Below are 25,323 nucleotides of genomic sequence, written 5' to 3'. Positions count from 1 at the left end.
GTCGCGACGCCCATCTGCGGAATGCCCGAATATAGGCGCCTGGTCGACGGGGCGCCGTACTATCCCCGCGTGGGAATCGTGAGGAACTCAGCGACTCGAATCCAGGGTCCATTTGAAGCTGTCCACCCGGCCATCGCCGCCGCCTTCGGCGCGATCGACGCGACCGTCACCGACCCGGGCAACCCGATCGTCGCGGACGTGAAGCGCTCCATCCGGAAGAACCGGTGGGCCTCGAAGATCACCGCCGGCGTACGCCCGGAGTCGCCGGACACCACCGTCGTCGAGTGGTCCGTCGACATGGCCGGCGACAAGCACCACGAGGTGCTCGCCGAGGTCCTCGACAACGTGAAGTTCCCCATCGACGACCTCGGCGTCGGCGACGCGCTCGAGCGGCTCGGGAAGATGGGCCGGTTCTTCGGTCGCCTCGAGGCCGCGGCGCTGAGCCAGTATGTCCACCTCGACGAGCGCGTCGTCGAGCTCGCGCAGGGCATCTACGACAAGCGGCAGGGGATGTTGGTCCTGACGACACAGCGGCTGTTCTTCTTCGACAAGGGGTTCCTGGGCGCGCAGGTCGAGGAGTTCGACTTCAAGGCGATCGGGTCGCTCGGCTTCGGCAAGAAGATGTCGGGGGAGACGATCGACATCTCGATCTCCGGGCGGTCGGCGCAGATCTCCCAGGTCGCGCACGGCCGCGGCGAGACCTTCATCGCGGCTTTCCGCAGGGTGCGCGACGCGGCCACCGCGGCCGCGGCGCCGGGGCCGACGGTGATTCAGCAGGCCGCGCCGGCGCCGGACCTCGCGGACCAGATTCGCAAGCTGAGCGACCTGCACGCCGCCGGGATCCTGACGGATGAGGAGTTCGCGGCGAAGAAGGCGGATCTACTCGCTCGCATGTGATCCGGCGCGGCGGATCGCTTCGATGATCCGTGCGTCCTGGTCGGGGGCCGGCGGCGCGCCGCGGCCCCGGCCGGCCATCGCGAGGGCGTACCAGCCACGGAATCGGATGAGGGCGTAGCGAACGAGGCTCATACCTATTGGACGCACCAGCGTGACGATCGGTTCCCTGTCGGCCTCTCGTCGTACCTTCCCGGCATGGCGAGCGTCGAGATCGGCCCGGAGCGATGCGAGTCGTGCGGTTGCAAGTTTGGGCCGCGGCGAGTGCTTGTGGGCTGGGATAACCTTCACGATCCGCCGTACCGGTCCTATGTCTGCCTGGCGTGTGATCACGTGACGTACGTCGAGCGGCCGCGATATGAAGATCGATAGTGCGCTAGGAGGATTGGGATGGCGAGGCGAGAAGGTAAGTGCGGTCACTGGGTGAGAAAGCTGTCGCCCGTCATCGTCCGCCCCTACCGATGGGCGGGCGACCAGCGAAGGAGGGCTGTAGCATTCGTTAGCGAGAGCCACCTCCGGCAGTGGCTGGCGTTCGTCGTCCTCGCTGGGATCTGCGAGGTGCTCATAGTTGTAGTCCTCAACATCGTCGGGCCCGAGAGCTTCGACTGGGGCAACGTTCCCACGTGGATCGGTGCGAACTTGACTGCCGCGACACTAAGTCTGGCGCTCGTAATTTCGATCGGTGATCGTCAGGACCGTAAGGCAGATAAGGACTTCGAGGAGAGCGAGCGGAGGGATCGAGCGAAGCGGCAAGCGCGATTGATCCACGTTGAAGTGCGCAACCGAACAGTTTCCATCACGAACTTTAGTGACTCGCCGATCTTCCGCCTGCACGCACGTGTCGACAAGCTCAACTTCGCTGACAGTTCGTTCCGTGCGCTTCGCGACACGGTCTTAGCGCCGGAGCAGCCGCACACCCAGGTGTTGGACGCGGGCGGGACGCATCACGTCTACAGCCTTGCGAGTACGCCTGAGGACATGGAGATCGAGAAGTTCAGGAAGCGCACAAAGATCGAGCGCATGATGTACGACAACATGCCCGGAACGGCGGTGCCTCGGATCGAACTTAGGTTCGTCGATGCCGATGGACGCAAGTGGTTCGCGAGACACCTAGTCACCGGTGAAGGTGAGCCCTGGATCAAGCAGGAATTCGAGATAGACCGGTAGCCCCGAGCCGGGCGGCGCGGGGCTACGTGGTCAGGAGGTCGTCAGGCGACTACTTCCCGACGGGGCGGGGCGAGTTCCCCGAGTCGATCGGCGCGCCGACCCGGCGCGGACCGTTCGCGCTCTGCGGGAGCACACCAGCGCCGTTCGGCGTCTCGTCGGTGACAGTGTCGCGCGGGCCGCTCGCGTCGTCGATGGATGCGCCGACGTCGCGGGGGCTGTCGGCCGACTCGATCGCCGCGGGGCCGAAGTCGTCGGGCGCGGCGTTGGCGTTCGCCACCGGGGTCGCGAAGACCATCGCGGCCAGGGCGGCGCCGGCGGCCATCATGGCGGCGTGCTGCTTGATCGTGGGCATGGCTGTACTCCTCTTGAGGGTGTGGGTGATTGCCCCGCCGAGTGGCGGGGTGGTGCGCCACCGCGAGCGCGGGGCGTCGCGCCCGCCCCCACCACGACGTGGGGGCGCCGGCTTGCCGGGTACGGGCTACTTGCCGCGCACGAGCGCGTCGAAGACTGGGAGGTTGACCTGCGTCTGCGCCTTGAGCTTGCGGATCACGGCGTGCAGCGCCTGATAGTGGCCGCCGCGCGTTCCGTCGATGCGCCCGAGGGACAGCTGAGCGTGACGCACCCGGGAGGCGGCCAGGCCCGGCTCCCACGGGAAGGTCGCGGTGGTTGCGGTAACGACGAGCGGGCCGGGGTACGGGAGAAGCAACTCGTCGTCGACGAGGCGATTGATCGCCTCGGTCTGCTGACGGTTGAGGCCGGTGATCTTGGTCGGCGCGCTCATCGGTTCGCCTTCGCGGCCTTGATGCTCGCCGCGCGGTCCGCGGCCTCGACGACGCGGGCGGCTTCCGCGCGCTGCTCCGCGGTGGCCGCCGGGTCGCTGAACACGCGCACCGCGGCTTCGGTCTGCTTGGGCGTCGGCACACCCTCAACGAGCGCGAGGCGCTTCTGGTCGTGGTTGCTGATCTCGGTGCCGTAGGTGTCCCACTGGATGCCGACAGGCGGTGCGCCGTGGCCCGAGATCCCCGAGGGACGGCGGACGTGGACGACGGTGCCGAGGACGGTCTCGCCAGCCTCGATCGCGGCGCGCAGCTTGCGCGGGATGGGGCGGGGGTCGATGAGCTGGACGCGGTCGCCGAGCTTCGGGGCGCGGGTCCAGGTGGCGGTGATGGTCATTTGTTTCTCCGTTCTCGGTGATGACTCGACAGTAATCCCTCATGAGGGATTACGCAAGAGGGAAACGTGAGATTCCTAAAATCCCTCATCAGGGGTACGATCGGGACATGACCAGACTGTTCCTCACCCTCGCGAACATCGCCGAGCTGGGCGGCCAGCCGCTTGAGCGGCTGAAAGGCCGCGTGCGCAACGACACGTTCCCCGCGCCCGACGCCAAGGTCGGGACGGGCGAAGGCAAGTCAACCCGGTACGGATGGCTGCCCGATACCGTGGCCGAATATCTGCCCGAAGATTTCTCAGAGAAAGACTTGCACTAATCCCTCATGAGGGTATAGACTGGTGTTACCCGAAAGGGGAGGGCGGAAATACCGCCCAGGAAAGGACACCACGATGAGCCCACCGGCCTGGATAGCCCTCGTCACCGGCATCGCCGTACTCATCCAGACGGGCATGAAGGTCAGGGAGCACCTGATCGACTACCCCATCCGGAAGAGGAAGGAAGATGAAGAGGAGGACGAGGGCGAATAGAGCGGGAGCCCCGCCCCGGCCGCTAAACCCGGCCAAGGGGGACCCACCCCGTAGAGACTACCCCTCACCAGGAGGAACGACCATGTCCCGAACGATCACCGTCAGCACCACCGTCGTCGTGCTCGTGCTCGTGTTCGCGCTCACCGGCGTACCCGCCTGGGCGTACCTGCTGCCCGCCGGCATCGCGGTCGTCGAGGTCGCGCTGCAGGTCCGTGCCCGACGGATCGACGGGGCGCGCCGCGGCGAGTAGCTGCCCGAGACGACGAAAGCGGCCCCTCACCCTGGGGATGGGTGAGGGGCCGTTCCATGCTCGAGCTCGGACGCCATGGGCGGTTACAGCGCGCGCTTGACCGCTGCGTTCGCAGACCGCAGCGCCGCCGCGGTCTGCGGGTGGTCGGCCTCGATGAGCGGCACGACGTCGTCGACGCGCTCGGTGAGGTGGTCCACCGCCTCCGTCAGGCCGCGGAGCTCGGCCCGCACCGCGATCAGCTGGGCGTTGACCCCGGCGGTCAGCGACGCCGCGGTGGTCGTCAGCTCAGCCGCGGCGTCCGTGAGGAACTTCGCCGCCTCGGCCCGCGACTTCCCGCGGCCGGCGATCGCGCCGATCAACGCGACGACGATCGACCCGAGGACACCACCGCCGCCGAGGCCGACGATCAGGTCGGTGGTCATCGCACCCCCTGAGCGCGCAGAGCTCGCGCGAGCACGCGGGTCTGGTGGATGCGGCGGCCGTCGCGGAGGATGATCGCCGCGGTGCACACGGTGAGGCCGACGTAGCCCCACACGGCGAACACGCCAGTGCCCCACCACGGGGACTGCAGCACCGCGGCCACGTAAGTCGCGAGACAGGTGACGACGCCGAGGTTGCCGCCGAGCTGCAGCCACAGGCCGGACCACTTGTTCGGGACGCGGGTCCCGAGGAGCACGACGAGCGGGCAGGCGATCATGAGCGCGATCCACGTGTAGTGGGCGTGCTCGCCCATGGCGCGCTGGATCGTCGACGGCGCGCGGCCGAACGACGCCATGTAGACGCCGGCGGTGAAGTAGCACGTGTACATGACCGCCTGGTACAGGCGCACCGTCTCGCTGTCGATGAGCTGCCAGAACCGCGCGAGCACCGGGTTCACCGGACCAGGCTCGGCGACGCGCGGTTCGGACCGATCGGCAGCGACACCACCGAAGTGAGCAGCGAGATCAGGGCCGCCGTGCCCGCGATGCCCGCGGCCTGCGCCCAGTTGACATCGGTGAACACGAACGCGTGCGAGCCGTCGACCACGGGGATCGCGCCGCCGAGGGTGACGAGGAACGTACGCGCCGCGCGGGCGAGCGTCTCGACGTACGGGTTCGCGGACGCCCAGGCGGTCTGCGCCAGGGCGAGGACGACGGTGCCGATCGTGGCGATCGCGGCGCCCTGCACCGCGGTCGACCACGGCACGTTGAGCACCGAGGTGCCGGCGACGAGGAACAGCAGCAGCGTCTGCGCGAAGGTCTTGACGGCCTTCTCGGCGACGTCGGTGACGACGTCGCGCAGGCTGGTCGCCGTCGTGCCGTCGGTGTAGGTGTTGGACATGGTCATACCTCCTTGGAGAGTTGCCGCGTGACCCCGGACGGGTGCCACGTGAGGGTGCCGCGCTCGAACTGCTGCACGCGGCCGCCGTCCGAGGTGGGCTGTTCGTCGTCGAGCGGGTAGCCGAGCGGGCCTTGCTCGTAGCCGTCCGCGCCCCACCGGGCGCCGATCGCGCCGAGCACCACCGCGCCGCGGGGGTCGCCGTCGCGGCGGTAGAGCACGCCGCCCTCGAAGGCCTGCACCGCGCCGGACGCTGCGCCCTTCGCGGTCAGGCGCGCGAACTCGCGCACCGGGAAGCCGAGCGCGCCGCCGGTGCCGCCGCGGCGCTGGTACTCCTCGAGCAGCCCCGAGGTGCCGGCGGGCATCGACCGGTCCGCGCGCGGCACGGCGCGGGTGCCCGTGCTCGCGGACCAGTAGACGATGGCGTTCTCGAACTCGGCGGCGCGGCCGCGGCCGTCCTTGCCGACGTTGACCTCGCCGATGGTGAGGCGCTTCCCGATCCACGCGTGGCCGGCCTGGGTGGCGTAGAAGTCGATCTCGTTGCGCACCGGCGCGGGCGGCACGGCGCCCTTGAGGTCAGCCTGTTGCGCGGTGACGTCGCGGCGGAAGATCTCCATGTTGATGCCGCCCGGGTCCCACTTGCCTTGCACGGCGGCCCACTCCTTGTGGCCGATCACGTGGCTCGCCGGCTGGCCGAGGCGGTTGAGGATCGCCGCGACGCCGCGCACGTACGCCTTGTACTGCTGGTCGGCCCACGGGGTGTGGTGCGGCTTGCCGGGAGTGCCGCCGCCGTCGTTCGCGGCCTCGATGCCGATGGTGAGACGGTTCGCGTCGTTGGCGGGCAGGCCCGGCCAGGAGCCGGTGCCGGCGTGCCACGCGATCCCGGCGCCGACGAACGTGTACACGCCGTCGCGGGAGAGGTAGAGCTGCGACGCGAGGCCGAGGCTCGGATGGTTGGCGATGCCGTTGGGGGTCTCGCCGAAGCTGCCGGTGTGGTGGGCGACGACGCCCCAGATCTCGCCGAAGTCGCCGTGACCGCGGTCGTAGGCGCCCGGGAACTCGTCGCACCGGAGGCCCGCGTCGCGCAGTACCTTCGGCAGCCATGTCGGATCAGGCATGGTGGTGTCCTTTCGGTTTCAGGCGGCCGTGGTCTTGACCGCGCGGGTGAGGAGCTCGATGCCGCTGATCGGCTGGCCGCGCCAATCCCGCCAGTCGCGGCGGAAGTAGGCGTCGGTGTGGCTGCCGAGGCGCGCGTAGGCGTACATGCCGTCGATCGCGTCCTTCCAGCGGGTCCAGAACCGCGGGTTCATGGCCTGCCACGGCTCGCGGCCGAGGAGCGCCAGGCGCGCGGCGGCGAGCTGCGGCGCTACGTCGGCGGCCCACGCGATCGGGTCGGCGAGGCTCATGGCGCGGATGAGGCCGGCGCCGGCGCGCAGCGGCGAGTCGGCGGGCATGGCGGTCATGATGTCGCCGGGCGCGGCGATCTCGGCCCAGCCGAGGCGGTGCCGCTGCGTCGCCGCGTAGATGCCCTGCCCGGCGGCGGTGCGGCCGTAGCTGCGGCCCTCGACGCGGGCGGGGTTCGCGACAAACCCGGCGAGCGCGAGCTTCGGAAGGCCGCCGCCTTGGCCGCCTGGGTCGCGGCGGTTGAGCCACTCGCTGACGATGACCCCGCCGAGTGAGTAGCTGAGGACGATGAACTTGCCCGGGGCCGCGGCGTACGCGTCGTCGAGGAGCCGGATCCCCTCCTCGATGGTGGCGCGCATCGACGGGGAGTTGATCGGCCCGCCGACCGGGCCGAGGGTGGCGGGGTGCACGATCTCGACGTGCCGGAACCGGTCCTTCGGGAGCGCTCGGATCACGTTGAGCAGCAGGTGGTTAGTGAGCGGCTCGCCGCATCCGCGGACCGTCGCGACGGTGATCGGGGTCATGGTGCCTCCTGGGCTGGTGGGGGTGATCGGTGCGCCATTCGCGAGCGCGCGCGGTGGGGCGCAGGACTGCGACGGCGACCACGGCGAACAGCTCGCACGCTGAGCTGTTGACGGTGCGGCGCATCGGGGCTCCTGCGGGTACACGAGAGCCCCGCGGGCTGGTGCTCGCGGGGCTCGGGAGGGGGTAACGGTTCTACGTCTGGGTGAAGCTGGCCTGTGTGAGGGTGATGACGCCGCCGAGTGGGCCGACCTGCTGGCCGCCACCGGCGAGGAGCGCCCAGTCGAACATCGTGGCGCCACTGGCGGCGGTGCAGATGATCGCGTGGGTGACCGTGTACGTGCTGCCGGTGGCCGGCGCGTGGATGGATACGTTGCCGTAGAGGACGGTGCCGGTCGTCCCCGATGAGGTGGTCGCCTGCACGCGGGCGTACGCGCCCTCGGGGCCCGCGCCGCTGACCTCGTTCTCGGGTGAGGCGTCGTCGCCCGGGTTGCCGGTGGCGAGGCCGAAGTAGCTGCCCTTCGCCTTGTAGGTGTTCGCGAGATCCTGCCGGGTGCCGGCGATCTTGATTCCCATGGGGGTGCTCCTAGTTCTGTCGGAAGACGATCCACGCCTGCCCTGGCGCGCCGGGGCCGCCGCGGGTGCGGGATCCGAAGATGCCGCCGTTGCCGCCTGCGCCTGCGCCGCCGGGGGCTTGGCCGGCGCCTGCGTTGCCGGTGCCGCCCGCGCCGCCGGTGTAGTCGATGCCCTGGTAGGTGCGGGTGCCCGGCGTTCCGCCGTTCTGGCCTGATGCGACGGTGCCGGATCCGCCGGTCGCGGTGAGCGATCCGGCGCCGGTCCATGCGGCGGTGGTGTTGCCGCCGGGGTTCGGCGCCGCGTTGTCGCTGTTCGCGGCCTGCGCGCCGCCTTGGCCGACGGCGAGGGTGATGGACCAGGGGCCGTGGTACTGGCCGAGGTCGATCGTCGTGGTGGCCCATTGGCCGGGGTTGCCGCCCTTACCCGCGGTGCCGATGGCGCCGTTGCCGGTCTGCCCGGATGCACCGCCGGATAGGAGGATCACGTCGGCGTAGCGCGCCCACCATGGCGCGGTGAACGTGCCGGCGCCGGATTGCGCGAGCGGGCCGCGCGCGGGGATCGTCGCGGTGGCGGCGAGGACACCGTCACCGTCGGCGGCGGTGCTGGCGTACAGCTTGGCCCACGCCTTCGCGGCGAGGACCCCGTCGGCGGCGAGCTGCGGCCCGGCGACGTAGAGCCGCGGGTACCCGCTGACCGTGAGTACGCCGTCGGCCGCGAGCTGCGGCCCCGGCACGTACAGGCGCGGGTACCCGCTGACGACGAGGGTGCCGTCGGCGGAGAAGGCCGCGGTCTGCCAGAGCTCGGGCGTCCACCCGAGGACGGGGTCGGGATCTGGGTCTGTCGGGCCATCGTCGGACCATCCGAGTGCGCGGCCGAGGTCCAGAGCGGGGCCGTCGTCGGACCACCCGAGGCTCACAGTCCGAGCACCTCGACCACGAGCTCGGTGGGGCTGCACCACCACTGGCCGTCGCGGAACACGCACATCTGCGCGCCGACCTCGTAGACCGCGTACATGCTCCCGGCCGACGCTGGAAGGCTCACGACCTCGCCCGCCCGGTAGTAGCGATCCGGAGCGCCGGGAACCTGGATCTCGCCTGCCTCGGTCATACGTCCGCCAGGAGCCAGTTGTCGATGGGGCTCGCCTTCGTCGACCCGAGACCGAACCACTGCCCGCGGGTGGCGTGCAGGCCGACACCGCCGAACCGGTTGCCGAGCCCTGTCGGGGCGACGTTCCCGGAGTCGGTCCACGAGCCGATCTGCACGTTGTTGCGGTAGACCACGAAGAGCTTGCTGCTCGCGGTGTACCGCACGCGGTAGTCGGCGTCGACGGTGCCGATCGGGATCTGCGTCCGGTTCGTGCGTGTGCCGCCGCTCATCGTGTACAGCGTGGCGTAGCTCGATGAGACCGCCAGGCCGACGTGCTGGTTCGGACCGTTGCCCTTGAACCACACGACCTGTTCCTCGGCGGTCGTCGCGGTGGCCGTGATCCCCACTTCGGATTGGTCGGTGCGCAGCTGCGTGTTGAACTTGCCCCACGCCCAGCCGGTTGTGAGCTCGGTGCCGGACTGCACGATGCCGATGTTGTTCGACGCGATGCCGATCTCGTTGACCCCGGTCATCAGCCACTGCCGCGAGAGGGAGCCGTCGAAGTTGTCGGCGATCGACAGCGGCGCCGATGCCTGACCGGTGTCGATGCCGCACTCGATGTACGGGACGAACCCGGCGCCCGCGCTCCACACGCTCTCGGCCATGGTCGCCGGGGCGGTGATCGTGCCGGAGCGGAGCATCCCGACGCGCCGCGGGAGGAACCCGGGCGGGTTGTCGGTGAGCAGGCTGTCGATTCCCTGCAGCGCCATGGTGCCGCTGCCGATTCGGAACTGGACGCCGAGGATGTCGCCGGGCTGCACGTTGATCCCTGCGGTGCCGGCGGGGATGACGTACTGGATCCACTGCGCCGACGTGGTGAGGGCGCCGGCGAGGTTGCTCGAGGTGTGCAGCAGCGTCATGGTGCCGGTGGCCTTGTCGAGGCGGTAGATGTCGAGGCGCAGGTCGCCGACGGCGGCGGTGTAGTAGCCGCGGAAGCTGAACAGGCGCTTCTCCTGCACGCTGCCGCAGCGGATGAACCCGACGTAGGCCTGCGAGCTGGTGAACGTGTAGGCCCCGTACTCGGCGCTGGTCGCCGAGTTCGACCCCGACACCGTCCCGCCCGACAGGGAGTGCGTGTGCGCGATGTTCTCGGAGTCGCTGCCGCTGAACGAGTGCGAGTGCGACGAGCCGCCCGCGCTCTCGGTGCTGGTCGTGCCGCTGATGCTGATGCTCACCGAGCCGCCCGCGCTGCCGGTCGAACCGCCCAGGCTCCCCGACCAGCTGTGCGAGTGGGACGTGTTGCGCTGCATCAGGTACAGCGGGAACGTCGCGTCGGCGGTGTAGTCCATCGACGCCCACAGCGGGCGCGCCGTCCAACCGGCATCCTGCACCGTCACGAGGTCCTGCACCTGGGCCTGGATGCTCACGGTGTTCGTCAGCGCGTTGGAGCCGACGCCCTGCGCCTTGTCGGCGGTGGTCGACGTCGTGTTGGTGCGGCCCGTGAACTGCCCGAGCGCCTCCCGCACCCATTCGAGGAGGTTGTCACCCTCGCCGCCCGTGGTTGGTGCGCCATTGCCGCGGAGGAATCCGTTGAGCGCGTTGCCGAGGCCGAAAAAGTTGCCGAACAGCGACGCGAGATTGTCGGGCAGGTCCTTGATCCGATCCTGCGGCATGAACCCGCCCTTGCGGGTCTGCAGACTCGACCACCACACGGTGCCCGCGGTCACCGACGCCTCGACGACGATGCGCGTGCGGATCCACGCGGCACCCGTCGGCCAGGACACATCGGCGACGATCTCCTGCCAGCCGCCCGAGGCCGTCGGGGAGTTGATCGCCCCGACGACGATCGGTGCGCCCTCGACTCCGTTGGCGTCGAACGGACGGATCTCCACCGCGAAGGCGCGGCCGGCCGCTGCGGTCACCCCCGACCACTTCACCCAGCCGCCAACGCGGAGCGTCTGCCCCGCGGCGCCCTGGATTACCTTGTTCGACAGGGAGTGGCGCGCACCGTCGGCGGTGAGCCGCGCCGATCCCTTCGAGTCGCCTTGGAAGACGGTGGCGTCGTGCTCCCATCCGTCGTCGGAGTCGAGGGAGACTGAACCGTCGAATCCGGGGTTGGTGAGCAGGTTGTTGGACCAGCCGGAGCCGATCTGTCCGGGGACGAGGTTCGCCAGCCACGAGGGGTCGAGGATGAACTGCAGGAATCCGCGGAGGCGGTCGATCATCTCCTGTGGGAGGTCGCCGAACAGCTTCCCGGCGTCGATGAAGCCGTCCGGCCGCAGGAACCGGAACAGCGCCTGGATCTGCAGGAGGACCTCGTCGTCGCCGTCGTAGGTGCCGAGGATCGCCTCGAGCAGCCCGACGAACTCGCCGACGACGGGCAGGTTCTCGATGAAGTTGAGCAGCAGCCCAGGGAGGTCCTCGGGGCCGTTGATGTCCGCGGGGTCCGCGTTGGCGACGGCGCTGTTGAACTCGGAGAAGATCCGAACGAGGATCCCGAACGGCGTGTAGTCGAGCAGCGGGTTGCCGCCCGACGAGCCGCCCATGATCGACGGGAACCGTTCGCCGGCGCGGGAGCGCATCGCGCCGCCGGACATGTCCTGCAGGCGGGCCTGCATTGTCTCGAGCGTGAGCGCGCCGGTCGGCAGGTTCGTGACGCCGCCGGGTGTGGTCACAGCGGCACCGCCCGGGCGGCGGCCTTGATCTTCTTCGGCGGGGCCGGCGCGGTCGCGGTGCGCGCGACGTAGGGCTCGGCCTCGGTGGGCTGCGGCTGCTCGGGGAGCTGCACGGCCTCCTGCCGGACGCCGTCGGTGATCCACGTCGGCGCGTGGATCGCGGTCGAGTCGATCTGGTCGGTCTGGCGCACGCCGAACGCGACCATCTGCGAAGCGAGATCGGCGACGTAGGGCTGCAGCATGTGCATCGGCATCTCGGTCGCGGTGAGCAGCGCGGAGGCGAGCGCGCCGGCGAGCGCCGTCTTCTGCCCTTCGATGTCGTCGAGGGCGGGGACCTTCTTCGGGATGACCGTCTCGTCGATCACCTGGTCAGCGATGGCCTTCGCGGCCTCGGGGGTCAGGTCGTCAGGCACCGAGCACCTCCTCGACGAGGGGGCGCCGCTGCGCGAACAGGCGCGGCGCGGCGGCGCCGCACAGCACCGGCAGGACGGAAGCGCGGACGTCCTCGCGCCAGGTGTCCAGCACCAGGGTGTCCGCCTGGCATCCGCGGGCCGCCGACGTGGTCGCGGCGACGAACCAGACCCGCCCGCCCGTCGAGCACCTGATCTCGTGCTGTCCGTAGCTGCGGTACACCTTCGTCACGATCTGCGTCGGCGTCACCGCGAGGATCGCTTCGAGCGCGGCACGGTCCCGAGCGTGCGAGTCCGTCACGTACAGCACCCGCCGGCCGGCGACGAGCTCGTCGGCCACCAATTCCGGGGTCAGTTCGGTCATCACCAGAGTCCGATCTGTTGTAGTCCGCTCATCGCCTTCGCGACGAGCTCGGTCATCCGCTCCATGGCGTCCTTCGAGTTCCGCGTCGAACCGAACTCGGCCTCGAGGGCGATGCCCTTCCCGCCGTCCCACGACCCGGACAGCTTCCGGTTGCGGCGCACGAACACCCGCGGCATCAGGTACTTCGAAGTGCCGCCGACGCGGTCGCCCAGCCACCAGTGCCCGAACCCGTTGTCGCCGATCAGCCACGGGAGCGCGTTCGCGACCTGCAGCGTGAACGCGGTGTCGGGGTCGGTCTCGCGGCGCCGCGCGCGCAGGTCCATCACGGACGCGGCGGTGAATGCCTGCGTGACGTTCGTGCTGGTGGTCTCGAGGTAGTGGCCCCACCCCTGCCGCTGGGCGCGCAGCAGCAGCGGCACACTCATGTGCGCGAGGATCGAGTCCTTGTAGATCGGGTTCAGGAACGAGTCGAGCGCGCCGCCGAGGGAGCCGACGGACACGGAGAACCCGACGCCGGCCGAGATCGCCGCGGACAGGTTGTCGCCGAGGACGTCGCCGCCGTACTGCACCAGCGCGCTGATGAGCTCGTTGACGCCGGGCATCGACTGGCCGCCGACGGTGATGCGGCACGGCCCGCCGGGACCGCGGGAGAACGACGACGTGAGGATGCCGGTGATGTCGGCGTCGCGGTACACGACATAGGGGTGCTCGGCGGCGGTGAACAGCTTGCCGGGGAGCCGGTAGCCGGTCTCGTCGATCGTCTCGCCGGTGAACAGGTCGTAGCTGTCCTCGACGTGGTTCGACAGGACGTCGGCGATGGTGCGCGTGAAGCCGGTGAGGAGGTTGCCGCCGATGCTGGTGCCCTTGCGGAACGCCGACTTGTCCTCGATGCCGACGAACAGCTGCCCCTGCCGCCAGTTGGTGCCGGCGCCGGGCCACGGCTCAGGGTCGCCGTTCTTCCAGCGGCGGGTGACGATCTGCAGCTCGGCGTCTTCGAGGATCGGCGCGGCCACGTCGAACCACGAGGTGTTGATGCTGCCGACGATGAGCGCGAGCGGCGCAACCGAGTCCCCGAAATGGCGCGGCATGATAACGATCTGCGACTCGTGCCACAGGTGGAGCAGACCGTCGAGCGCGCCCTCGATCGTCCAGTTCGCGGGGTTGAGCAGCTTCATGATGCCGTCGACGTTGATGTTCGCGAGCTGCAGTCGCGGCATGTTCGCGGCGAGGGTCAGCAGCAGCCCGTGGTCGGCCTGCAGCGGCAGCATCCACGCCTTCGGCTGCTGGATCAGGCTGATCGGCAGGAACGGATTCCCCGCGGTGTGAATGTATTTGAACTCCTCGGTGTCTTCGAGGAAGTCGATCGTGACCTCGTCGCCCTGGTCGCTGCGGGTGAGGGTGACGCCGTCCTTGGGCTTCATGCGCCCGGCGATGCGGGCGCCCATCGTCTCGATGATGACGTGGATGTTGCTGGTGCCGCGGGCTTCCTCGTCGAGCGCCCAGAACGCGGCCCAGGTGCCGCGGCGGTCGTCGAGGTCGATCGGCAGCCGCAGTTGGATGGTGCCGGTCTCGTTGACGATCAGGCCGAAGCTGCCGCCGAGCTCGCCGTAGACGCGGCCGCGGAAGACCCAGTTGCCGTCGTACAGCTCGATGACGGGGCGGTCGTAGGCGCGCTCGATGCGGTAGTCGCGGAGCTCGCGCGCCCACTCGCGGAAGTCGGCGTGGTCGGTGCCGGTGTACGGCTCGGCGTACGTCGCGGTCGTCATGCTGCGGCCTCGAGTCCGCTCTCGGCCGACCAGAACCGCCGCATCGACAGCGACGCCTTCGCGCCGGCCGGGCCGCGGCACACCACCGGCATCAGGATCGGGTCGTCGGCGGTGCCGGTGTACTGCGGCACCGGGTAGACCGGCTCGACGCCGTTGAACAGACCGGCGGCGTTGGACAGGTCCGCCGACACGTACGTGTCCATCAGCGGGTCGGACATGATGCTGAGCATCTGCGTCAGCTCCGGGGTCACGATCATCCGCGCGGCGTCGGACCCGATGGGCCGGTTCCACTTACGCTCGGCGCCGTTGAACGCGAAGTCGGGGAACTGCCACTCCTTCGCCGGGTCGAGCTCCCACTCGGGCCACAGGTCCTGGTCGGTGGGGTTCCACACCTCGAACCAGCCGGTGTTCGGCGCGTAGTCGATGTCGACCTCCTTGCCGAGGCCGGTGAGGTTCGACGCCGAGCCGGTGAGCACGCCGTTGGTGCCGACGGCGAACACGACGAGGTAGTTCCCCGCGGTGCCGGTGACGGTGACCTTCCCTGCGCCGACGTTCGGCAGGGCCTCGAGGGCGGACTGCACGGCGGCCGGCGCGGCGTTGTACGTGATCCCCGCGGTGGTGTTGCCGCCGAACGTGAGGGTGAATGTGCCGCCCGTCGCGGTGATCTTGACGGTGAAGCGGTCGTCGGGGTTGGTCCACGCCTGGACATCCTCGACGCCCTCGAACATTGGGTTCACGGCCAGCGCGACCGCGACCGCGTGGTAGGCGTCGTCGATGGCGGCGTCGAACCCGTCCTCCGTCTGGTAGGCGACCTGCTTCGACAGGCGCAGCGTGAGCGACCGGCGGCCGCTCGGCCCGTCGTAGTGGTACCGGACCTTGCGGAAGTTCCCCGGTGTGCCCCACAGGCGTTGGAACCGCGGCCGGGACGCGGGCGTGAGGTGGAACGGGAGCGTGAGCTCGCGGATCGGGATCGAGTCGCCGATGATGCGGCCGCCGGGCGCGAACGCGGCGGTGACGGTGCGCGCGGTGAACGCGGCGTCGTAGATCCCGTCGGGTTCGGTGTCGAGGATGATGTCGCCCTCGAGGAAGTCGTCGTTCGATGAGGAGACGACGACGGTGTCGACGACCTCGCCGTGGAGGAGCGACTCGAGGGTGATCGTTGCAACTGGCATGTCAGAACCTCGAAAGCTTGGCTGCGGCACGCTCTTTCTCTTGCCGCTGTGCACGGATGAATGCGTCCTCGGTGTCCCGGGCCGCGATGTTGTAGACGACCTGCCCGCCGGCCGGGAGCTTCTTCCCGGTCTGCCCCTGGACCGTCGCCATAGCGACGTCCATGCCGCGGCGGGCGATGTCGGTCCAGTCCAGCGAGAACCCGACTCGGCCGCCCTCGGCGTACCCGGGGACCTGCCCGGTCGCGTTCATGCGGTCGAGGAGCCCGGGCGCCTTGCGCTCGATGGAGCCGCGCGCCCACTTCGAGAGCACGAACTCGTCGGCGTGGACGATGCCGGCGATGTCGTACTTGCCGCCGGGGCCGGTGTGCCCGCCTTCGGCGTACCAGCCGTTCTTCTGCCAGAACTCCCATGCCTTGGTGGGGTTCTCGTACCGGTCCTTGAGGTACTGCATCATCCCGCGCGCCTGGACGTCGACGGGGACGTTGCGGTTCTGGCCGCCGAGGTACTTGTCGACGTTGCCCTTGCCGAGGAACTGCGCGAAGCCGTAGGCGTCCGAGCTTGGGTTGCGGGCCTCGGGGTCCCACGCGGCCTCGTTGTTCTCGATGTTCACGAAGTCGGGCCACATGGCGTCGGTGAATCCGGCGGCGCGGAACTCCTTGTAGACCGCGTCGTAGATCGGCTGGCTGCCGCCCTTGTACTTCGCGGGCGGCGCCGACAGGGTGCTCGTCAGGGTCTCGGTGGCGGGCTGCGCTGGGGTGGCCTGCTGGCCGGTGAGGGGCAGCGCGCCGCCCGGCATCACCGTCTTGCTGTCGGTGCCGGTGCTGGAAGCCGCCGTGGCGGGCGTGGTCGTCTTGCCGTCGGCCGCGCCGGTCAGCGCGGCGAGCGGGTTGCTCCCGTCGAACAGCGACTTGCCGTTCTTGTCGGAGACCTTGATCCCGCCGACGAGCTGGCCGAGGCCCTGCATCCAGCTCGGGTTGTCGGGGATCCCGAAGACGGAGAGCAGCGACTTGATCTGGCCGCCGACGAAGTGCTCGCCGATGAATCCGGCCCACCCGGAGATCGTGGTCGGGTAGCTGCCCGACCCGGATCCCGTGCCCGTGCCGGTGCCCTTCCCGTCGCCCTTCGCGGCCTCGTACGCCTTCTTGCGGGCGTCGGTGGCGGCCTTGAACTTTGCGTCGAGCTCGTCCTTCGCGGCGTCGTAGGCGGCCTTGTCGCCGGTCTTCTTCGACGACGCGGTGTCCTTGTCGTCGGCGAGCTGGTCGCCCTCGTCCTTGAGCGCGTTCGACGCGGCGGTGTAGGCGTCGGCGAGCTGCTTGAGCTTGTCCTTGTCGCCCTTCGCCGCGTCCTTGTCGTTGCGGTACTGGGCCGCGAGGTCGCGCTTGCGCTTGGCGAGGTCGCGGGCTCGGTCGGACAGCGCGGACGAGCCGCCGCCGATGCCGTACTTCGCCTTGAGCGCGTCGAGCGCGGTGTCGTACTCGGCCTTGGCGGCTGCGGTGTCCTCGTCGTACTTGGTCTTGAGGGCGTCGCCGGTGAGGCCGGTGTAGTCCGCGACCGCGGTGCTGGTGGTGCTGGCGGCCGCGGAGATCGGCGAGGCGCCTGCGCCCGTGTCCGTGGTTGTCGTCGTGGTGCCGGCGTCGGCGCCGACCGCGGAGGCGAACCGCGTGTGCACGTGGTCCCGGTGGTCGGGGTAGCCCTGCGGGTAGTCGTAGTACGAGTCGCTGGTGACGTTGCGACGCCCGGCCCATCCGGCCTTCTGGCCGGTCTCGGGGTTCCACCAGATGACCTGCTCGAGGCCGGTCTGCGACGGCGCGATCGTCATCAGGTGGTCGGCGAACCGCTGCATGTCGGCGACCGTGCCGGACCAGTCGACGCCGCGGTTGAGGCCCTGCGGGTTCGGCGCGTACCCGTATGCCGCGCCGCCGGATCCCTCACCGGTCTGGTGGTTCTCGTAGGTGCTGGGCTTGACGTTGAATTGCCGGCCGAGCGCGAGCAGCCACTCGGGGAACTCGACGCCCTTGCCGCCGTAGCCGCCGCTGTTCGCGTTGGCGGGGAGCCCGTAGCTCTCGACCTTGCCGCCGTCTGCGTAGCCGGGGACCTGCCCGGTCGCGTTCATGAAGTCGAGGAGGCCGGGGTTGGTGCCCTCGATCGCCGCGCGGGCGCGCTTCGAGAGCACGAACTCGTCGGCGTGGACGATGCCGGCGATGTCGTACTTGCCGCCTGGGCCAGTCCAGCCGCCCTGGGCGAACTCGGGGATGTCGGGCACGCCGAGGGTGAATCCGTCGTAGCCGACGGGGCCGACCTTGAACCCGGGGATCTTGAACTCGATGCTGTTCCACGCCCGGATGATCCAGTTGATCGCGCCCTTGAAGGCGTCGCGGATCCCATCCCACATTCCGGTGGCGGCGGCCTTGATCTTCTCGGGGAGGCTGGTGACGAAGGTGACCATGCCGTTGAACTTGTCCCGGACCCCGTCCCACACCGCCTGGGCGACCGAGACGAGCCACTGCCACTTCTCGCCGATGTTGTCGATGGCGCCCTGCAGGAACGGCCACGCGGTGTCGGTGAACCACGAGACGACCGCCGACGCGGCGTCCTTGATCCAGTTCCACGCGCCGGCGACGATGTCGCGGAAGGTCTCGCTGTTGCGGTAGGCGATGACGATGCCGGCGACGAGCGCGGCGATCGCGGTCACCACGATGCCGATTGGGTTCGCGCTCAGCGCGGCGTTGAGGAGCCACTGCCCCGCGGTCCACACCCGGGTCGAGGTGACCATCGTCTTGATCGCGGTGAGCACCGCCGGGCCGGCCATGATGAGCAGCGCGCCGCCCGCGACGCCCGCCGCGATGCCGAGATCGCCGAGGAGCTGCTTGTTCTCCTGGATGAACCCGATCGCGGAGCCGAGGCCTTCGACCAGGCCGGTCTGGATCCCGCGGCTCAGCGCGGTCAGCTTCGACTGCGCGGTGTCGTTGAGCGTCTCGCCGAGCTGGTCGGCGGCGCCCGCCGTGTCGGTCATCGACTTCGACGACCCCGACAGGGCGGTGAGGAACTGCGGGACCTTGTCGACGCCGAGGTCCTCGAGCGGAGTGCCGAACAGGGCGATCGCCGCCTGCGCGCGATCGGCCGGATCCTGGATCGAGAGAAGCCCCTTCGCGATCTCCTGCATCGCAGCCTGCGACTGCGGGCCGCCGGACGCGATGGCCTTCGCCATGGCGTCGCCGTCGACCTTGATGGCCTCGAACGCGGCCGTCGTCGACTTCGACCCATCGGTCGCGCGGATCGACAGCTCCTTGATCGCGTCGCCGGTCTTGTCGAGCGCGATCTTCCCCTGCGGCGCCATGTCGACGATGAGGCCCATCGCGGCCTGACCCGACAGCCCGAAGGTCTGGAAGTGCTTGCCGTACTCGTTGAGCACCTCGGGGAGCTCGCCACGCATCGCGGCGGGCACGCGCTGCAACGCGGCGGTCAGCATGTCCATCGCCTGCGTGCTGTCCTTCGCGAGCCCGTTCGTGATGAGCTGCGACGCCGTCTGCGAAGCCTCGGCGACGTCGATGTCGAAGACCTTCGCGAGGTTCAGGGCGCGGCCAGCGGCCTTGTCCATGGCGACTTCACCCTCGGCGCCGAGGGTGGGGAACGTCGTCGCGACGGACTCGACGGCCTTGGTGACGTCCTCCATCGAGGCGCCGAACCCCTTGCCGTACAGCGACGCGGCGGTCTTGCCGTACTCCTCGGCCAGCGGCCCCGTCGCGCCGAGGGAGGCGTTCATCTTCGCGGTGGCGCCCTGCATGTCCATCGCCGCGGAGGCGATCTCCATGGCCGAGCCGATGCCGGCGGCGGCGACCGCGAGGTTCTTGAGGTTGCCGATCGCGCCGCCGGCCTTCTGGCCGACGGTGTCGACGGCACCCGCGAACCGGCGGGTCTGCTCGCCCTCGTTCTGCGCGGCGTTGGCCGACTCTGCACGGGCGGTCGCGAGCCGCTGCCGCGCCACCTGCAGGTCGCGGGTCGCGTTCTCCTGCTGACCGAGCGCGGCCGTGTGGTTCCGCTGCGCCGATGCGACCTTCTCCTCGGCGGCGGCGAGGCGCCCGGCGTCGGTGACACCGCGGTCGCGGAGCGCCTGTAGCTGCTGCTCTGCGACACGGACCTTGCCCGCCTGGTCCTCGACCTTCTTGTTCGCCGCGACGATCTTCGCCGACGCGGCCTCGACCTTCGTCTTGGCCTGGTCGACGCCGGCGGCGAGGTCCTCGCCGAGGCTGCGACCGGCGGCGCGCCCGATGCCGGGGAGGACGCTGCCGAGGCTGCGCTGCACCGCCGCCGAGACGCCGTCGAGGGACGGGATGATCTGCAGCGTGGCGTACCCGATGGTGGTCAACTCGGCCCCCTCCTGTTCCTGTACCTGGTCTTGAGCCGCCGGAAGCGGTCTTTGAGTTCGCTGGTGCGCGCGGCCTTCTGGGCGGCGCGAGCGCGCGCTTCCATGAGGGCGCGCACGGGATGATCGGGGGTGCTGTCCGCGGTGCTGTTCGCGCGGACGATGATCGCCCAGAGATCGGCGAGCAGGTGATCGGTCTGCGACCACCCGGGGTGGCCCTCGTTGAGCGCCCGGACCAGCGAGGAGCCCGGGCGCTTCAACAGGTCCGTGATCAGCACATCGAGTCGGCGGGGCGACAGCTTGCCGCGGTACAGGCCGAGCAGGTCAATGCGGTAGTAGTGAAAGAGATCCGCCTCGATCTCGTCGCCGTGCTCGGTGAGCAGGAGCGCGAGGCGGACTAGTTTCCCGCCGCCTCCTGGATCAGCGCGCCGATCTGGTTGAAGTCCTCGGCCAGCGGGTCGGTCTCGAGGAAGGCCTCCCACTGCTCGTCGCCGAACAGGATCCGCGTGCCCTCGAACTCGTCGCCGCGCTTGAACGCCATCAGCGCCTTGAGCGGGACCTTGCCGCGGACGGGCACCCGCAGCTCGAGGCCCTTGTACTCGATGTCGACGAACCCGCCGTTCGCCTCGGCCTCGCGTGCCGCGTCGGACTTCTTCTTCTTGTGGTCCTGCGGCTGCGGGGCGTGGGCGGGGATCTTGGAATCGTTCTCGGACATGGCTGTGCCTCCCTCGGCATCGTCTCCCTCGGCAGGAGGTGGTGAAGCCGGCCCGCGCCGCGCCGAGGGAGGAACCTACGGCGCGGACCGACGATCACGGGGTCAGGCGACGCCGACGGTGCCGCCCGTGCCGGTCGCCGACACCGGGCTGATCGGGCCGGTGAACTTCGCGACGAGCGGGCCGCCGGTCGTGCCGGTGACCGTGACGCCCGGGGCGGGGAGCGCCTGCACCGACGGGACCGCGCGCAGCGCCGACTGCAGCGCGGCCGCGGTCTTCGTGGTGATCGCGGCCGTGGTGTCCGATCCCGCGGTGACGGTGTACTCGGTGACGCCGGCCGCGATGGTGAACGTCTTCTCGACGTCGTCGGTGGTGCCGTCGATGACGATGAAGATGTCGCCGGCCGCGTCGGTCGTGTGCGCGATCTCGATCTCCGCGGAAGCGAGCTCGCCGTCGATGATGCCGCTGTGGCTCTTGAGCTGCACCGGCGCCTTCGTCAGGGAGCACCAGACGATCTGGCCCTGCGTGGTGGCCTCGTCGACGTACCGGTACAGCACGAAGATCTGGACGTCCTTCGGCGCGCCGATCTTGTTCGGCGCCGAGCCGGGAAGCACGATCTTCCGCACCACGGGGTTGGTCACCTCGAGCGCGGTGAACCCGGTGGACAGCTTGCCCTTCTTGAACTTGACGCGGAACCGCGGGCGGCCGAACGCGTCGTACTCCTTGAGCTCGCCGGACGGCGTGAGGGGGATGCCCTTCGCGGCGTCGATGAGCCCGACCAGGTCCCAGCCGAGGGCTTCGAGGTCGTCGTCGGGTCCGTCGGGAATGAGGCTCTCGTCGATGGCGGTGCCGGCGGTGGCGAGGTAGATCCACACCTCCGCCTCGTCGGGGATGAGTGTGGCGTCGGGATTCTCGGCCATGGGGGTTTCCCTCCTTCAAGGGGATAACGAAACCCCCACCGGCGGTGGGGGTCAGGGGACAACAGGGAAGGGTGCGGCTACTTGAGCCGCACCTCGACGCCCGCCGCTGCTGCGGCGCGCGTGAGCACGCCGTCGGCGGCCTGCTGGTAGGCGGGCACGGACACCGACGCCGCGGCGCGGTCCGTCGTGTACGCCTGCACTTCGGCGTCGGGGCCGGCCTGGGCGGCGATCTGGCGGGCGAGCGCGTTGATCTGCTCGGCCGCGATTTGGTTGAGCACCTCGGCGCCGCCGCGCTTGTCGAGCTTGAACTTCGGGTCAGCCATCACAGGTCCTTCATCCGTGCCTGAGTGGTGATGAGCACCGACGCAAGGTAGGCGCCCGTCGCCTGGTCGCGGGCGTCGAGCACGGCGCCCGCGTTCTTCGACGTGTGGGCGATGCCGGGCGGGCGGCCGGCGACGAGCCGTCCGGCTGCCTCGGCGGCGAGCTCGCGCACCGTCGTCTTGTCGGCGCCCCAGGCGGTGATCCGCACAGTGTGGATCGTGCGGACGGGGTACTCGGCGGGGCCGCCGTCGTCCGAGAGGATGACGCCGGGAGCGCCGCTCTTCGGTGTCCAGTCGACGGGGAGGGTCGCGCGGACCCATCCGGCGGCGGGCATGTTGGTGCGGAGCCAGTCGCGCATGGCGGGCATCGGGTCGACCTGGACGCGGACGGTCATGGTCAGCCCTTCCCGCGAGTGACGATGAGGACCCAGCCGGTGAGGTCCGGGTCTTCCTCGTCGGAGACGAGTTCGAGGGGGTCGCCGATGATCCGCCACCCGGGCAGCCCGCGGACTGTGAGGGTGACGCGGTGGTCGACGGCGGGCGCGCCGGCGGGCAGGTAGATCGTGAGGGTCTGCGCCGCCGCGTTGCGGTCGACGGCGATCTGTTCGGATCCGCTGCCCGACTGGACGTTGCAGTTCTCGACGGTCCAGTCGCCACCCGGGATCGGGTTCCCGTCGTCGTCCTCCCCCAGCGAGCGGGCGAACCCGACGGTCTCGGTGCCGAGCATCAGTAGTCCCCGACCGGGAAGTTGTAGCGCGGCTCAGGATTGACCGGGAGGCCGAGCAGCTCGCGGTGCCACGGCAGCAGCGTGAGGCTGCCGCCCGCGGCGGCGAGAGTGCCGGACTTCGCCCGCGGGCCTTCGGTGCGCCCGTACACGAGGTGCCCCGCGTAGGTGCCGGTCGTGAGCGCGGTCTTCGCGATGTCGAGCGACACCGTCTTCGCCGCCGGGAGCCGGTCGGCGGGCACGTCGCGGGTGCCGTAGGCGAGTTCGAAGGCGTCGCGGATGAGCACCGCGGCCGACTCGAGGTAGGAGCCGGCCGCGGCGTTCTCCGTGGTGGTGAGCGTCCGCCACTGGGCGGCGAGCTCGCCCGGGGTGGCGAACGCGGACATCAGCCGCCGACCTTGGCGATCAGGTCGACCTTGCTCATCTTGGCGACGGCCTCGGCGTCGAGTCCCTGCGCGACAGCGTAGGCACGCCAGTCGTCGACGGGCGCGGCCTTCTTCGGCTTCTCGACCTCGGCCGAGATCAGGCCGGACTCGACGGTGCCGACCGGGCCGTCGGTGTCGGGGTCCTCGGCGGGCTGGTCGCCCGCGTCGGTGTCGGCGGGCGGGGTGTCCGCATCGCCGTCCCCGTCGGAGCCCGAGGCGTCGGCGTCGGCCTGGCCGGCGTCGTCGTCCGAGTCCTCGGCCGGCTCGTCCTCGAGCGGCGCGAGCGCGCCAGCGGCGAACAGCCGGGCCTCGTCGGCACCGTCGACGTCGACCACGTCGCCCTGACGGTGCCGGATGGTCTCAACCTGCCGCTCGCCGCGCGCGCCGCAGGCGTCACACACGGTGGTGTGATCGACCTCCTGCCACCACTCGATGGCGGCCAGCCGGTACTGGGTCACGGGGTCACCAGCCCGGTCAGCCAGATCGCGGCCTTCGGCTGGTCGAGGCCGAGGGCGCGCTTGTGCGAGGCGTCCGAGCGCCACGTCTCCCGCGCGCCGCCGTTCGGGCCGTTGCCCTCCGGGTAGAGCGAGGTGAACTGCAGCGGACGGGTGTCGCTGTAGAAGCCGACGGTGCCACGCTCGAGGATGAGCGCCTTGTCGATCGGGAACGTCCGGGACTGGATCACGTTGAGGCCGAGGAGCTGGCCGGGGATCGCGCCGGTGTAGGCGATCGACTCGCCCGCCACGTTGCCGTTGAACACCTTGAGGATCTGCTCGTTGTCCATCAGCGTGGCGAGCAGGCCCGGGTGCACGACGAGGGTGTCGGGCTGGAAGCCGTAGTACTCGTCGGCGGTGGCCTCGGCCGGCGCGGCGGTCGAAACCTTCTCGATGGCGCGGACGATGTCCGTGCGCGGCTTGCCGTTCGTGGTGTCCCACCCGGCCGACACAGGCATGGTCGGCACCGCGTTGGACTGCAGCAGCGCCTTCGCGGAGCGGTCGTTCGCGCGGATGAACGTGTTGCGCAGACCGGTCATCTGCTTGTTCACCGCGTCGACGTTGTTCTCGTCGATCATCTCCTTGGAGACGCGGATGCCGAGCGCCTTCTTCACGGCGAACGCCGTGCGGGGCAGACCGAGCTCACCCGTCGCGACGGGGATCTCGCCGAACTCGGCGATCTCCTGGACGTCGCGGTCGAGGAACGTCGGATCGCCTTCGCGGTAGGCGACGACGCCCGCGGGGTTGGCGCCCGCGTTGCGGAACAGCGCCTCGCTGATGAACTGGTTCTCCATCAGCTCCTTGAGCTTCGTCGGAACGAAGAGGGGCTGCTTGATGAGGTCGGAGACGGTGAAGCGCGACCCGTCGGAGACGCTCACGATGCTGGTAGCCATGTGCGTGTTGTCCTTTCGTGAGGGCTCAGGCGAGCCGGATCAGGCCGGTCGCGTTGGCCGCGACGCCGGACTCTTCGGTGCAGACGCCGACGATGGTGCGGGCGTCGGGGGTGGCGGCCGCGGGGGCGACGGTGCCGGTCGCGGTCGCGACGAGCTTGTCGCCGAAGTTCGCCGCGGCGCTGTACTTCACCTTGACCTCGGTGCCGGCGTAGGCGACGGCGACGGACGTCGGGATCGGGACGGCCGAGACGACCGGGCGGCCGAGCGTGTCGGTGGTGTTGGCGGGCGGGAAGCCCTCCGGGGCGACGGCGTCGGTGAGCGCGACGCCGAGGACCTTCGCGGACCCGGCGGCGGCGACACCGATGCGCCCGCTGCCGCGGGCCTCGACGAGCTGGCCGCCGAGGATGACCTCGCCGCTGGCCGGGACGAAGGTGCGGGGGCCGCCCTGCGTGAACTGTGCGATGCCGGACATGATCAGACCTCCCAGGCCTTGTAGACCGCGTTGTCGCGGACGTCTTCGGGGGCGTCGGCGACGTCGACGCTGTGGCCGAGCTCGCTGACGGGGAACGCCGACGAGGCGGCGAGGGTGTCGAGGACCTTCTTGGTGCCCTCGTAGTCGCTGCGGGCCATGCCCTTGTACGCAGACACGGACGGCTTGCCGATCTTCCCGGCGCGGAACGCGGCGTCGACCATGTCGTCGGCGCGCTTGACCTGCTCGGCCTCCTCGCGCTGGCGGGCCGAGGCCATGAACTGCTGGACCTGGTTCCACTGCTCGGCGTCGACGGTCACCGTCTCCGGGGCCTGCGTGCCGGTGGAGGCGGCGACCTTCTTCTTGGCCGGGTCCTCCTCGGGCGCACCTTCGGCCGGGGCGGGGTCCGCGGGCGCGGCCTCGGTGCCCTCGTCGGCGCCGCCATCCGCGGGCGCGGCCTCGGTGCCCTCGTCGGCGCCGCCATCCGCGGCGTCCTCGCCGGCGTCGGCCTGCGCCTTCTTCACGAGCGCCTCGAGGGCGGCCGCGAAGGTTGCGTCGTCGGCGGCGTCCGTGAGGCCGAGCACCTCGCGGAGCTTCGCCTTCTGGTCGTCGGTCAGGCCCCCGCCGCTGGTCGCGTCGCCGGAAGCCTCGGCGGCAGCAATACGCTGAGTCGCCATGGTTTCTCCTTCTGTCGTGGG

The 25,323-nt window shown here is 70.1% G+C and carries 33 protein-coding genes; 6 read left to right on the top strand and 27 right to left on the bottom strand.

The genetic code is table 11. The features are described from left to right. Positions 1–69: 69 nt before the first annotated feature. Both ACNAYW_RS15940 and ACNAYW_RS15935 read left to right on the top strand, forming a co-directional pair. Positions 70–897: an SHOCT domain-containing protein gene (locus ACNAYW_RS15940; RefSeq protein WP_415850643.1), complete on the top strand. Its 828-nt coding sequence runs from the start codon at positions 70–72 to the stop codon at positions 895–897. A 420-nt stretch (positions 898–1,317) separates the two neighbouring features. Continuing rightward, on the top strand, positions 1,318–2,061 hold the full coding sequence (locus ACNAYW_RS15935; RefSeq protein ID WP_415850642.1) for a hypothetical protein: 744 nt from the start codon (positions 1,318–1,320) through the stop codon (positions 2,059–2,061). 49 nt (positions 2,062–2,110) lie between these two features. Here ACNAYW_RS15935 and ACNAYW_RS15930 read toward each other — a convergent pair whose 3' ends face one another. The 3 genes from ACNAYW_RS15930 to ACNAYW_RS15920 form a co-directional block, all read right to left on the bottom strand. Further along, the gene (locus ACNAYW_RS15930) at positions 2,111–2,413 is read right to left on the bottom strand and encodes a hypothetical protein (RefSeq protein WP_415850641.1); all 303 of its coding nucleotides are present in this window, start codon (positions 2,411–2,413) and stop codon (positions 2,111–2,113) included. A 126-nt stretch (positions 2,414–2,539) separates the two neighbouring features. Beyond that, positions 2,540–2,842, bottom strand: a complete 303-nt coding sequence (locus ACNAYW_RS15925) for a hypothetical protein (RefSeq protein ID WP_415850640.1) — start codon at positions 2,840–2,842, stop codon at positions 2,540–2,542. Continuing rightward, complete coding sequence (locus ACNAYW_RS15920; protein ID WP_415850639.1) at positions 2,839–3,234, bottom strand: hypothetical protein; 396 nt, start codon at positions 3,232–3,234, stop codon at positions 2,839–2,841. Before ACNAYW_RS15920 ends, ACNAYW_RS15925 begins: the two co-directional genes overlap by 4 nt. A gap of 107 nt (positions 3,235–3,341) precedes the next feature. Here ACNAYW_RS15920 and ACNAYW_RS15915 point away from each other — a divergent pair, with 107 nt between their 5' ends. From ACNAYW_RS15915 to ACNAYW_RS15905, 3 genes are all read left to right on the top strand, one after another. Beyond that, positions 3,342–3,551: a hypothetical protein gene (locus ACNAYW_RS15915; protein WP_326482730.1), complete on the top strand. Its 210-nt coding sequence runs from the start codon at positions 3,342–3,344 to the stop codon at positions 3,549–3,551. A gap of 73 nt (positions 3,552–3,624) precedes the next feature. Then, positions 3,625–3,762, top strand: a complete 138-nt coding sequence (locus ACNAYW_RS15910; RefSeq protein WP_225536036.1) for a hypothetical protein — start codon at positions 3,625–3,627, stop codon at positions 3,760–3,762. Between the two features lie 82 nt (positions 3,763–3,844). Beyond that, entirely contained in the window at positions 3,845–4,012 is a 168-nt protein-coding gene (locus ACNAYW_RS15905; RefSeq protein ID WP_326482731.1) for a hypothetical protein, read from the top strand. Positions 4,013–4,095: 83 nt separating this feature from the next. On the opposite strand, the gene ACNAYW_RS15900 is transcribed toward ACNAYW_RS15905, so the two are convergent. From ACNAYW_RS15900 to ACNAYW_RS15835, 14 genes are all read right to left on the bottom strand, one after another. Continuing rightward, positions 4,096–4,434: a hypothetical protein gene (locus ACNAYW_RS15900; protein ID WP_415850638.1), complete on the bottom strand. Its 339-nt coding sequence runs from the start codon at positions 4,432–4,434 to the stop codon at positions 4,096–4,098. Continuing rightward, the gene (locus ACNAYW_RS15895) at positions 4,431–4,889 is read right to left on the bottom strand and encodes a hypothetical protein (protein ID WP_068524316.1); all 459 of its coding nucleotides are present in this window, start codon (positions 4,887–4,889) and stop codon (positions 4,431–4,433) included. Before ACNAYW_RS15895 ends, ACNAYW_RS15900 begins: the two co-directional genes overlap by 4 nt. Beyond that, positions 4,886–5,332: a holin gene (locus tag ACNAYW_RS15890; RefSeq protein ID WP_415850637.1), complete on the bottom strand. Its 447-nt coding sequence runs from the start codon at positions 5,330–5,332 to the stop codon at positions 4,886–4,888. The genes ACNAYW_RS15895 and ACNAYW_RS15890 overlap by 4 nt, the downstream gene beginning before the upstream one ends. A 2-nt stretch (positions 5,333–5,334) precedes the next feature. Beyond that, entirely contained in the window at positions 5,335–6,447 is a 1,113-nt protein-coding gene (locus ACNAYW_RS15885; RefSeq protein ID WP_415850636.1) for an N-acetylmuramoyl-L-alanine amidase, read from the bottom strand. An 18-nt stretch (positions 6,448–6,465) separates the two neighbouring features. Further along, positions 6,466–7,257: a hypothetical protein gene (locus tag ACNAYW_RS15880; RefSeq protein WP_415850635.1), complete on the bottom strand. Its 792-nt coding sequence runs from the start codon at positions 7,255–7,257 to the stop codon at positions 6,466–6,468. Positions 7,258–7,450: 193 nt separating this feature from the next. Continuing rightward, positions 7,451–7,831, bottom strand: coding sequence for a phage tail fiber protein (locus ACNAYW_RS15875; RefSeq protein ID WP_415850634.1), 381 nt, complete (start codon positions 7,829–7,831; stop codon positions 7,451–7,453). A gap of 10 nt (positions 7,832–7,841) precedes the next feature. Beyond that, entirely contained in the window at positions 7,842–8,747 is a 906-nt protein-coding gene (locus tag ACNAYW_RS15870) for a glycine-rich domain-containing protein (protein WP_415850633.1), read from the bottom strand. Continuing rightward, positions 8,744–8,938: a hypothetical protein gene (locus ACNAYW_RS15865; RefSeq protein WP_415850632.1), complete on the bottom strand. Its 195-nt coding sequence runs from the start codon at positions 8,936–8,938 to the stop codon at positions 8,744–8,746. Before ACNAYW_RS15865 ends, ACNAYW_RS15870 begins: the two co-directional genes overlap by 4 nt. Further along, on the bottom strand, positions 8,935–11,592 hold the full coding sequence (locus ACNAYW_RS15860; protein ID WP_415850631.1) for a hypothetical protein: 2,658 nt from the start codon (positions 11,590–11,592) through the stop codon (positions 8,935–8,937). Before ACNAYW_RS15860 ends, ACNAYW_RS15865 begins: the two co-directional genes overlap by 4 nt. After that, complete coding sequence (locus tag ACNAYW_RS15855) at positions 11,589–12,005, bottom strand: hypothetical protein (RefSeq protein ID WP_415850630.1); 417 nt, start codon at positions 12,003–12,005, stop codon at positions 11,589–11,591. Before ACNAYW_RS15855 ends, ACNAYW_RS15860 begins: the two co-directional genes overlap by 4 nt. After that, a complete protein-coding gene (locus tag ACNAYW_RS15850) occupies positions 11,998–12,366 on the bottom strand; it encodes a hypothetical protein (RefSeq protein WP_415850629.1) in 369 nt (122 codons plus the stop codon). Before ACNAYW_RS15850 ends, ACNAYW_RS15855 begins: the two co-directional genes overlap by 8 nt. Beyond that, positions 12,366–14,132, bottom strand: a complete 1,767-nt coding sequence (locus tag ACNAYW_RS15845; RefSeq protein ID WP_415850628.1) for a Gp37-like protein — start codon at positions 14,130–14,132, stop codon at positions 12,366–12,368. Before ACNAYW_RS15845 ends, ACNAYW_RS15850 begins: the two co-directional genes overlap by 1 nt. Further along, the gene (locus ACNAYW_RS15840; protein ID WP_415850627.1) at positions 14,129–15,304 is read right to left on the bottom strand and encodes a hypothetical protein; all 1,176 of its coding nucleotides are present in this window, start codon (positions 15,302–15,304) and stop codon (positions 14,129–14,131) included. Before ACNAYW_RS15840 ends, ACNAYW_RS15845 begins: the two co-directional genes overlap by 4 nt. Before the next feature lies 1 nt (position 15,305). Beyond that, complete coding sequence (locus tag ACNAYW_RS15835) at positions 15,306–19,670, bottom strand: aggregation-promoting factor C-terminal-like domain-containing protein (protein WP_415850626.1); 4,365 nt, start codon at positions 19,668–19,670, stop codon at positions 15,306–15,308. A gap of 119 nt (positions 19,671–19,789) precedes the next feature. Between ACNAYW_RS15835 and ACNAYW_RS15830 the strand changes: the two genes are divergently transcribed. Beyond that, the gene (locus ACNAYW_RS15830; protein WP_415850625.1) at positions 19,790–20,068 is read left to right on the top strand and encodes a hypothetical protein; all 279 of its coding nucleotides are present in this window, start codon (positions 19,790–19,792) and stop codon (positions 20,066–20,068) included. On the opposite strand, the gene ACNAYW_RS15825 is transcribed toward ACNAYW_RS15830, so the two are convergent. The 10 genes from ACNAYW_RS15825 to ACNAYW_RS15780 all read right to left on the bottom strand — a co-directional run bounded on the left by ACNAYW_RS15825 (position 20,065) and on the right by ACNAYW_RS15780 (position 25,302). Beyond that, positions 20,065–20,382 carry an adenylosuccinate synthase gene (locus tag ACNAYW_RS15825; RefSeq protein WP_415850624.1) on the bottom strand — a complete coding sequence of 106 codons (318 nt, stop codon included), beginning with the start codon at positions 20,380–20,382 and terminating at the stop codon, positions 20,065–20,067. The two genes, ACNAYW_RS15830 and ACNAYW_RS15825, sit on opposite strands and share 4 nt — an antisense overlap. A gap of 102 nt (positions 20,383–20,484) precedes the next feature. Then, a complete protein-coding gene (locus tag ACNAYW_RS15820) occupies positions 20,485–21,300 on the bottom strand; it encodes a hypothetical protein (protein WP_415850623.1) in 816 nt (271 codons plus the stop codon). 77 nt (positions 21,301–21,377) lie between these two features. Then, positions 21,378–21,623, bottom strand: coding sequence for a hypothetical protein (locus tag ACNAYW_RS15815; RefSeq protein WP_068524330.1), 246 nt, complete (start codon positions 21,621–21,623; stop codon positions 21,378–21,380). Beyond that, positions 21,623–22,015, bottom strand: coding sequence for a hypothetical protein (locus ACNAYW_RS15810; RefSeq protein WP_415850622.1), 393 nt, complete (start codon positions 22,013–22,015; stop codon positions 21,623–21,625). Before ACNAYW_RS15810 ends, ACNAYW_RS15815 begins: the two co-directional genes overlap by 1 nt. Positions 22,016–22,017: 2 nt before the next feature. Continuing rightward, positions 22,018–22,347, bottom strand: coding sequence for a hypothetical protein (locus tag ACNAYW_RS15805; protein ID WP_415850621.1), 330 nt, complete (start codon positions 22,345–22,347; stop codon positions 22,018–22,020). Further along, positions 22,347–22,730 carry a hypothetical protein gene (locus ACNAYW_RS15800; protein WP_114515596.1) on the bottom strand — a complete coding sequence of 128 codons (384 nt, stop codon included), beginning with the start codon at positions 22,728–22,730 and terminating at the stop codon, positions 22,347–22,349. Before ACNAYW_RS15800 ends, ACNAYW_RS15805 begins: the two co-directional genes overlap by 1 nt. Beyond that, positions 22,730–23,227: a hypothetical protein gene (locus ACNAYW_RS15795; RefSeq protein ID WP_415850620.1), complete on the bottom strand. Its 498-nt coding sequence runs from the start codon at positions 23,225–23,227 to the stop codon at positions 22,730–22,732. Before ACNAYW_RS15795 ends, ACNAYW_RS15800 begins: the two co-directional genes overlap by 1 nt. Further along, positions 23,224–24,156: a phage major capsid protein gene (locus tag ACNAYW_RS15790; RefSeq protein ID WP_068524335.1), complete on the bottom strand. Its 933-nt coding sequence runs from the start codon at positions 24,154–24,156 to the stop codon at positions 23,224–23,226. The genes ACNAYW_RS15795 and ACNAYW_RS15790 overlap by 4 nt, the downstream gene beginning before the upstream one ends. 25 nt (positions 24,157–24,181) lie before the next feature. Further along, positions 24,182–24,628 (bottom strand): hypothetical protein, encoded by a 447-nt coding sequence (locus ACNAYW_RS15785; protein ID WP_415850619.1) that lies wholly within the window; start codon positions 24,626–24,628, stop codon positions 24,182–24,184. 2 nt (positions 24,629–24,630) lie between these two features. Then, on the bottom strand, positions 24,631–25,302 hold the full coding sequence (locus tag ACNAYW_RS15780; RefSeq protein WP_415850618.1) for a phage protease: 672 nt from the start codon (positions 25,300–25,302) through the stop codon (positions 24,631–24,633). Positions 25,303–25,323 lie beyond the last annotated feature (21 nt).

Source organism: Tsukamurella ocularis (genome assembly GCF_965138335.1).
Lineage (GTDB): Bacteria > Actinomycetota > Actinomycetes > Mycobacteriales > Mycobacteriaceae > Tsukamurella > Tsukamurella ocularis_A.
This window is presented reverse-complemented; position numbering and strand designations above follow the sequence as displayed.

Coding starts and splice junctions, on each gene's coding strand:
- ACNAYW_RS15805 (WP_415850621.1), bottom strand. CDS start 22,347: ATGCTCGGCACCGAGACCGTCGGGTTCGCCCGCTCGCTGGGGGAGGAC.
- ACNAYW_RS15915 (WP_326482730.1), top strand. CDS start 3,342: ATGACCAGACTGTTCCTCACCCTCGCGAACATCGCCGAGCTGGGCGGC.
- ACNAYW_RS15845 (WP_415850628.1), bottom strand. CDS start 14,132: ATGACGACCGCGACGTACGCCGAGCCGTACACCGGCACCGACCACGCC.
- ACNAYW_RS15885 (WP_415850636.1), bottom strand. CDS start 6,447: ATGCCTGATCCGACATGGCTGCCGAAGGTACTGCGCGACGCGGGCCTC.
- ACNAYW_RS15810 (WP_415850622.1), bottom strand. CDS start 22,015: ATGACCGTCCGCGTCCAGGTCGACCCGATGCCCGCCATGCGCGACTGG.
- ACNAYW_RS15820 (WP_415850623.1), bottom strand. CDS start 21,300: ATGGCCGAGAATCCCGACGCCACACTCATCCCCGACGAGGCGGAGGTG.
- ACNAYW_RS15825 (WP_415850624.1), bottom strand. CDS start 20,382: ATGTCCGAGAACGATTCCAAGATCCCCGCCCACGCCCCGCAGCCGCAG.
- ACNAYW_RS15875 (WP_415850634.1), bottom strand. CDS start 7,831: ATGGGAATCAAGATCGCCGGCACCCGGCAGGATCTCGCGAACACCTAC.
- ACNAYW_RS15910 (WP_225536036.1), top strand. CDS start 3,625: ATGAGCCCACCGGCCTGGATAGCCCTCGTCACCGGCATCGCCGTACTC.
- ACNAYW_RS15865 (WP_415850632.1), bottom strand. CDS start 8,938: ATGACCGAGGCAGGCGAGATCCAGGTTCCCGGCGCTCCGGATCGCTAC.
- ACNAYW_RS15920 (WP_415850639.1), bottom strand. CDS start 3,234: ATGACCATCACCGCCACCTGGACCCGCGCCCCGAAGCTCGGCGACCGC.
- ACNAYW_RS15890 (WP_415850637.1), bottom strand. CDS start 5,332: ATGTCCAACACCTACACCGACGGCACGACGGCGACCAGCCTGCGCGAC.
- ACNAYW_RS15800 (WP_114515596.1), bottom strand. CDS start 22,730: ATGTCCGCGTTCGCCACCCCGGGCGAGCTCGCCGCCCAGTGGCGGACG.
- ACNAYW_RS15785 (WP_415850619.1), bottom strand. CDS start 24,628: ATGTCCGGCATCGCACAGTTCACGCAGGGCGGCCCCCGCACCTTCGTC.
- ACNAYW_RS15930 (WP_415850641.1), bottom strand. CDS start 2,413: ATGCCCACGATCAAGCAGCACGCCGCCATGATGGCCGCCGGCGCCGCC.
- ACNAYW_RS15905 (WP_326482731.1), top strand. CDS start 3,845: ATGTCCCGAACGATCACCGTCAGCACCACCGTCGTCGTGCTCGTGCTC.
- ACNAYW_RS15880 (WP_415850635.1), bottom strand. CDS start 7,257: ATGACCCCGATCACCGTCGCGACGGTCCGCGGATGCGGCGAGCCGCTC.
- ACNAYW_RS15850 (WP_415850629.1), bottom strand. CDS start 12,366: ATGACCGAACTGACCCCGGAATTGGTGGCCGACGAGCTCGTCGCCGGC.
- ACNAYW_RS15925 (WP_415850640.1), bottom strand. CDS start 2,842: ATGAGCGCGCCGACCAAGATCACCGGCCTCAACCGTCAGCAGACCGAG.
- ACNAYW_RS15830 (WP_415850625.1), top strand. CDS start 19,790: ATGATCGGGGGTGCTGTCCGCGGTGCTGTTCGCGCGGACGATGATCGC.
- ACNAYW_RS15815 (WP_068524330.1), bottom strand. CDS start 21,623: ATGGCTGACCCGAAGTTCAAGCTCGACAAGCGCGGCGGCGCCGAGGTG.
- ACNAYW_RS15900 (WP_415850638.1), bottom strand. CDS start 4,434: ATGACCACCGACCTGATCGTCGGCCTCGGCGGCGGTGGTGTCCTCGGG.
- ACNAYW_RS15790 (WP_068524335.1), bottom strand. CDS start 24,156: ATGGCTACCAGCATCGTGAGCGTCTCCGACGGGTCGCGCTTCACCGTC.
- ACNAYW_RS15780 (WP_415850618.1), bottom strand. CDS start 25,302: ATGGCGACTCAGCGTATTGCTGCCGCCGAGGCTTCCGGCGACGCGACC.
- ACNAYW_RS15840 (WP_415850627.1), bottom strand. CDS start 15,304: ATGCCAGTTGCAACGATCACCCTCGAGTCGCTCCTCCACGGCGAGGTC.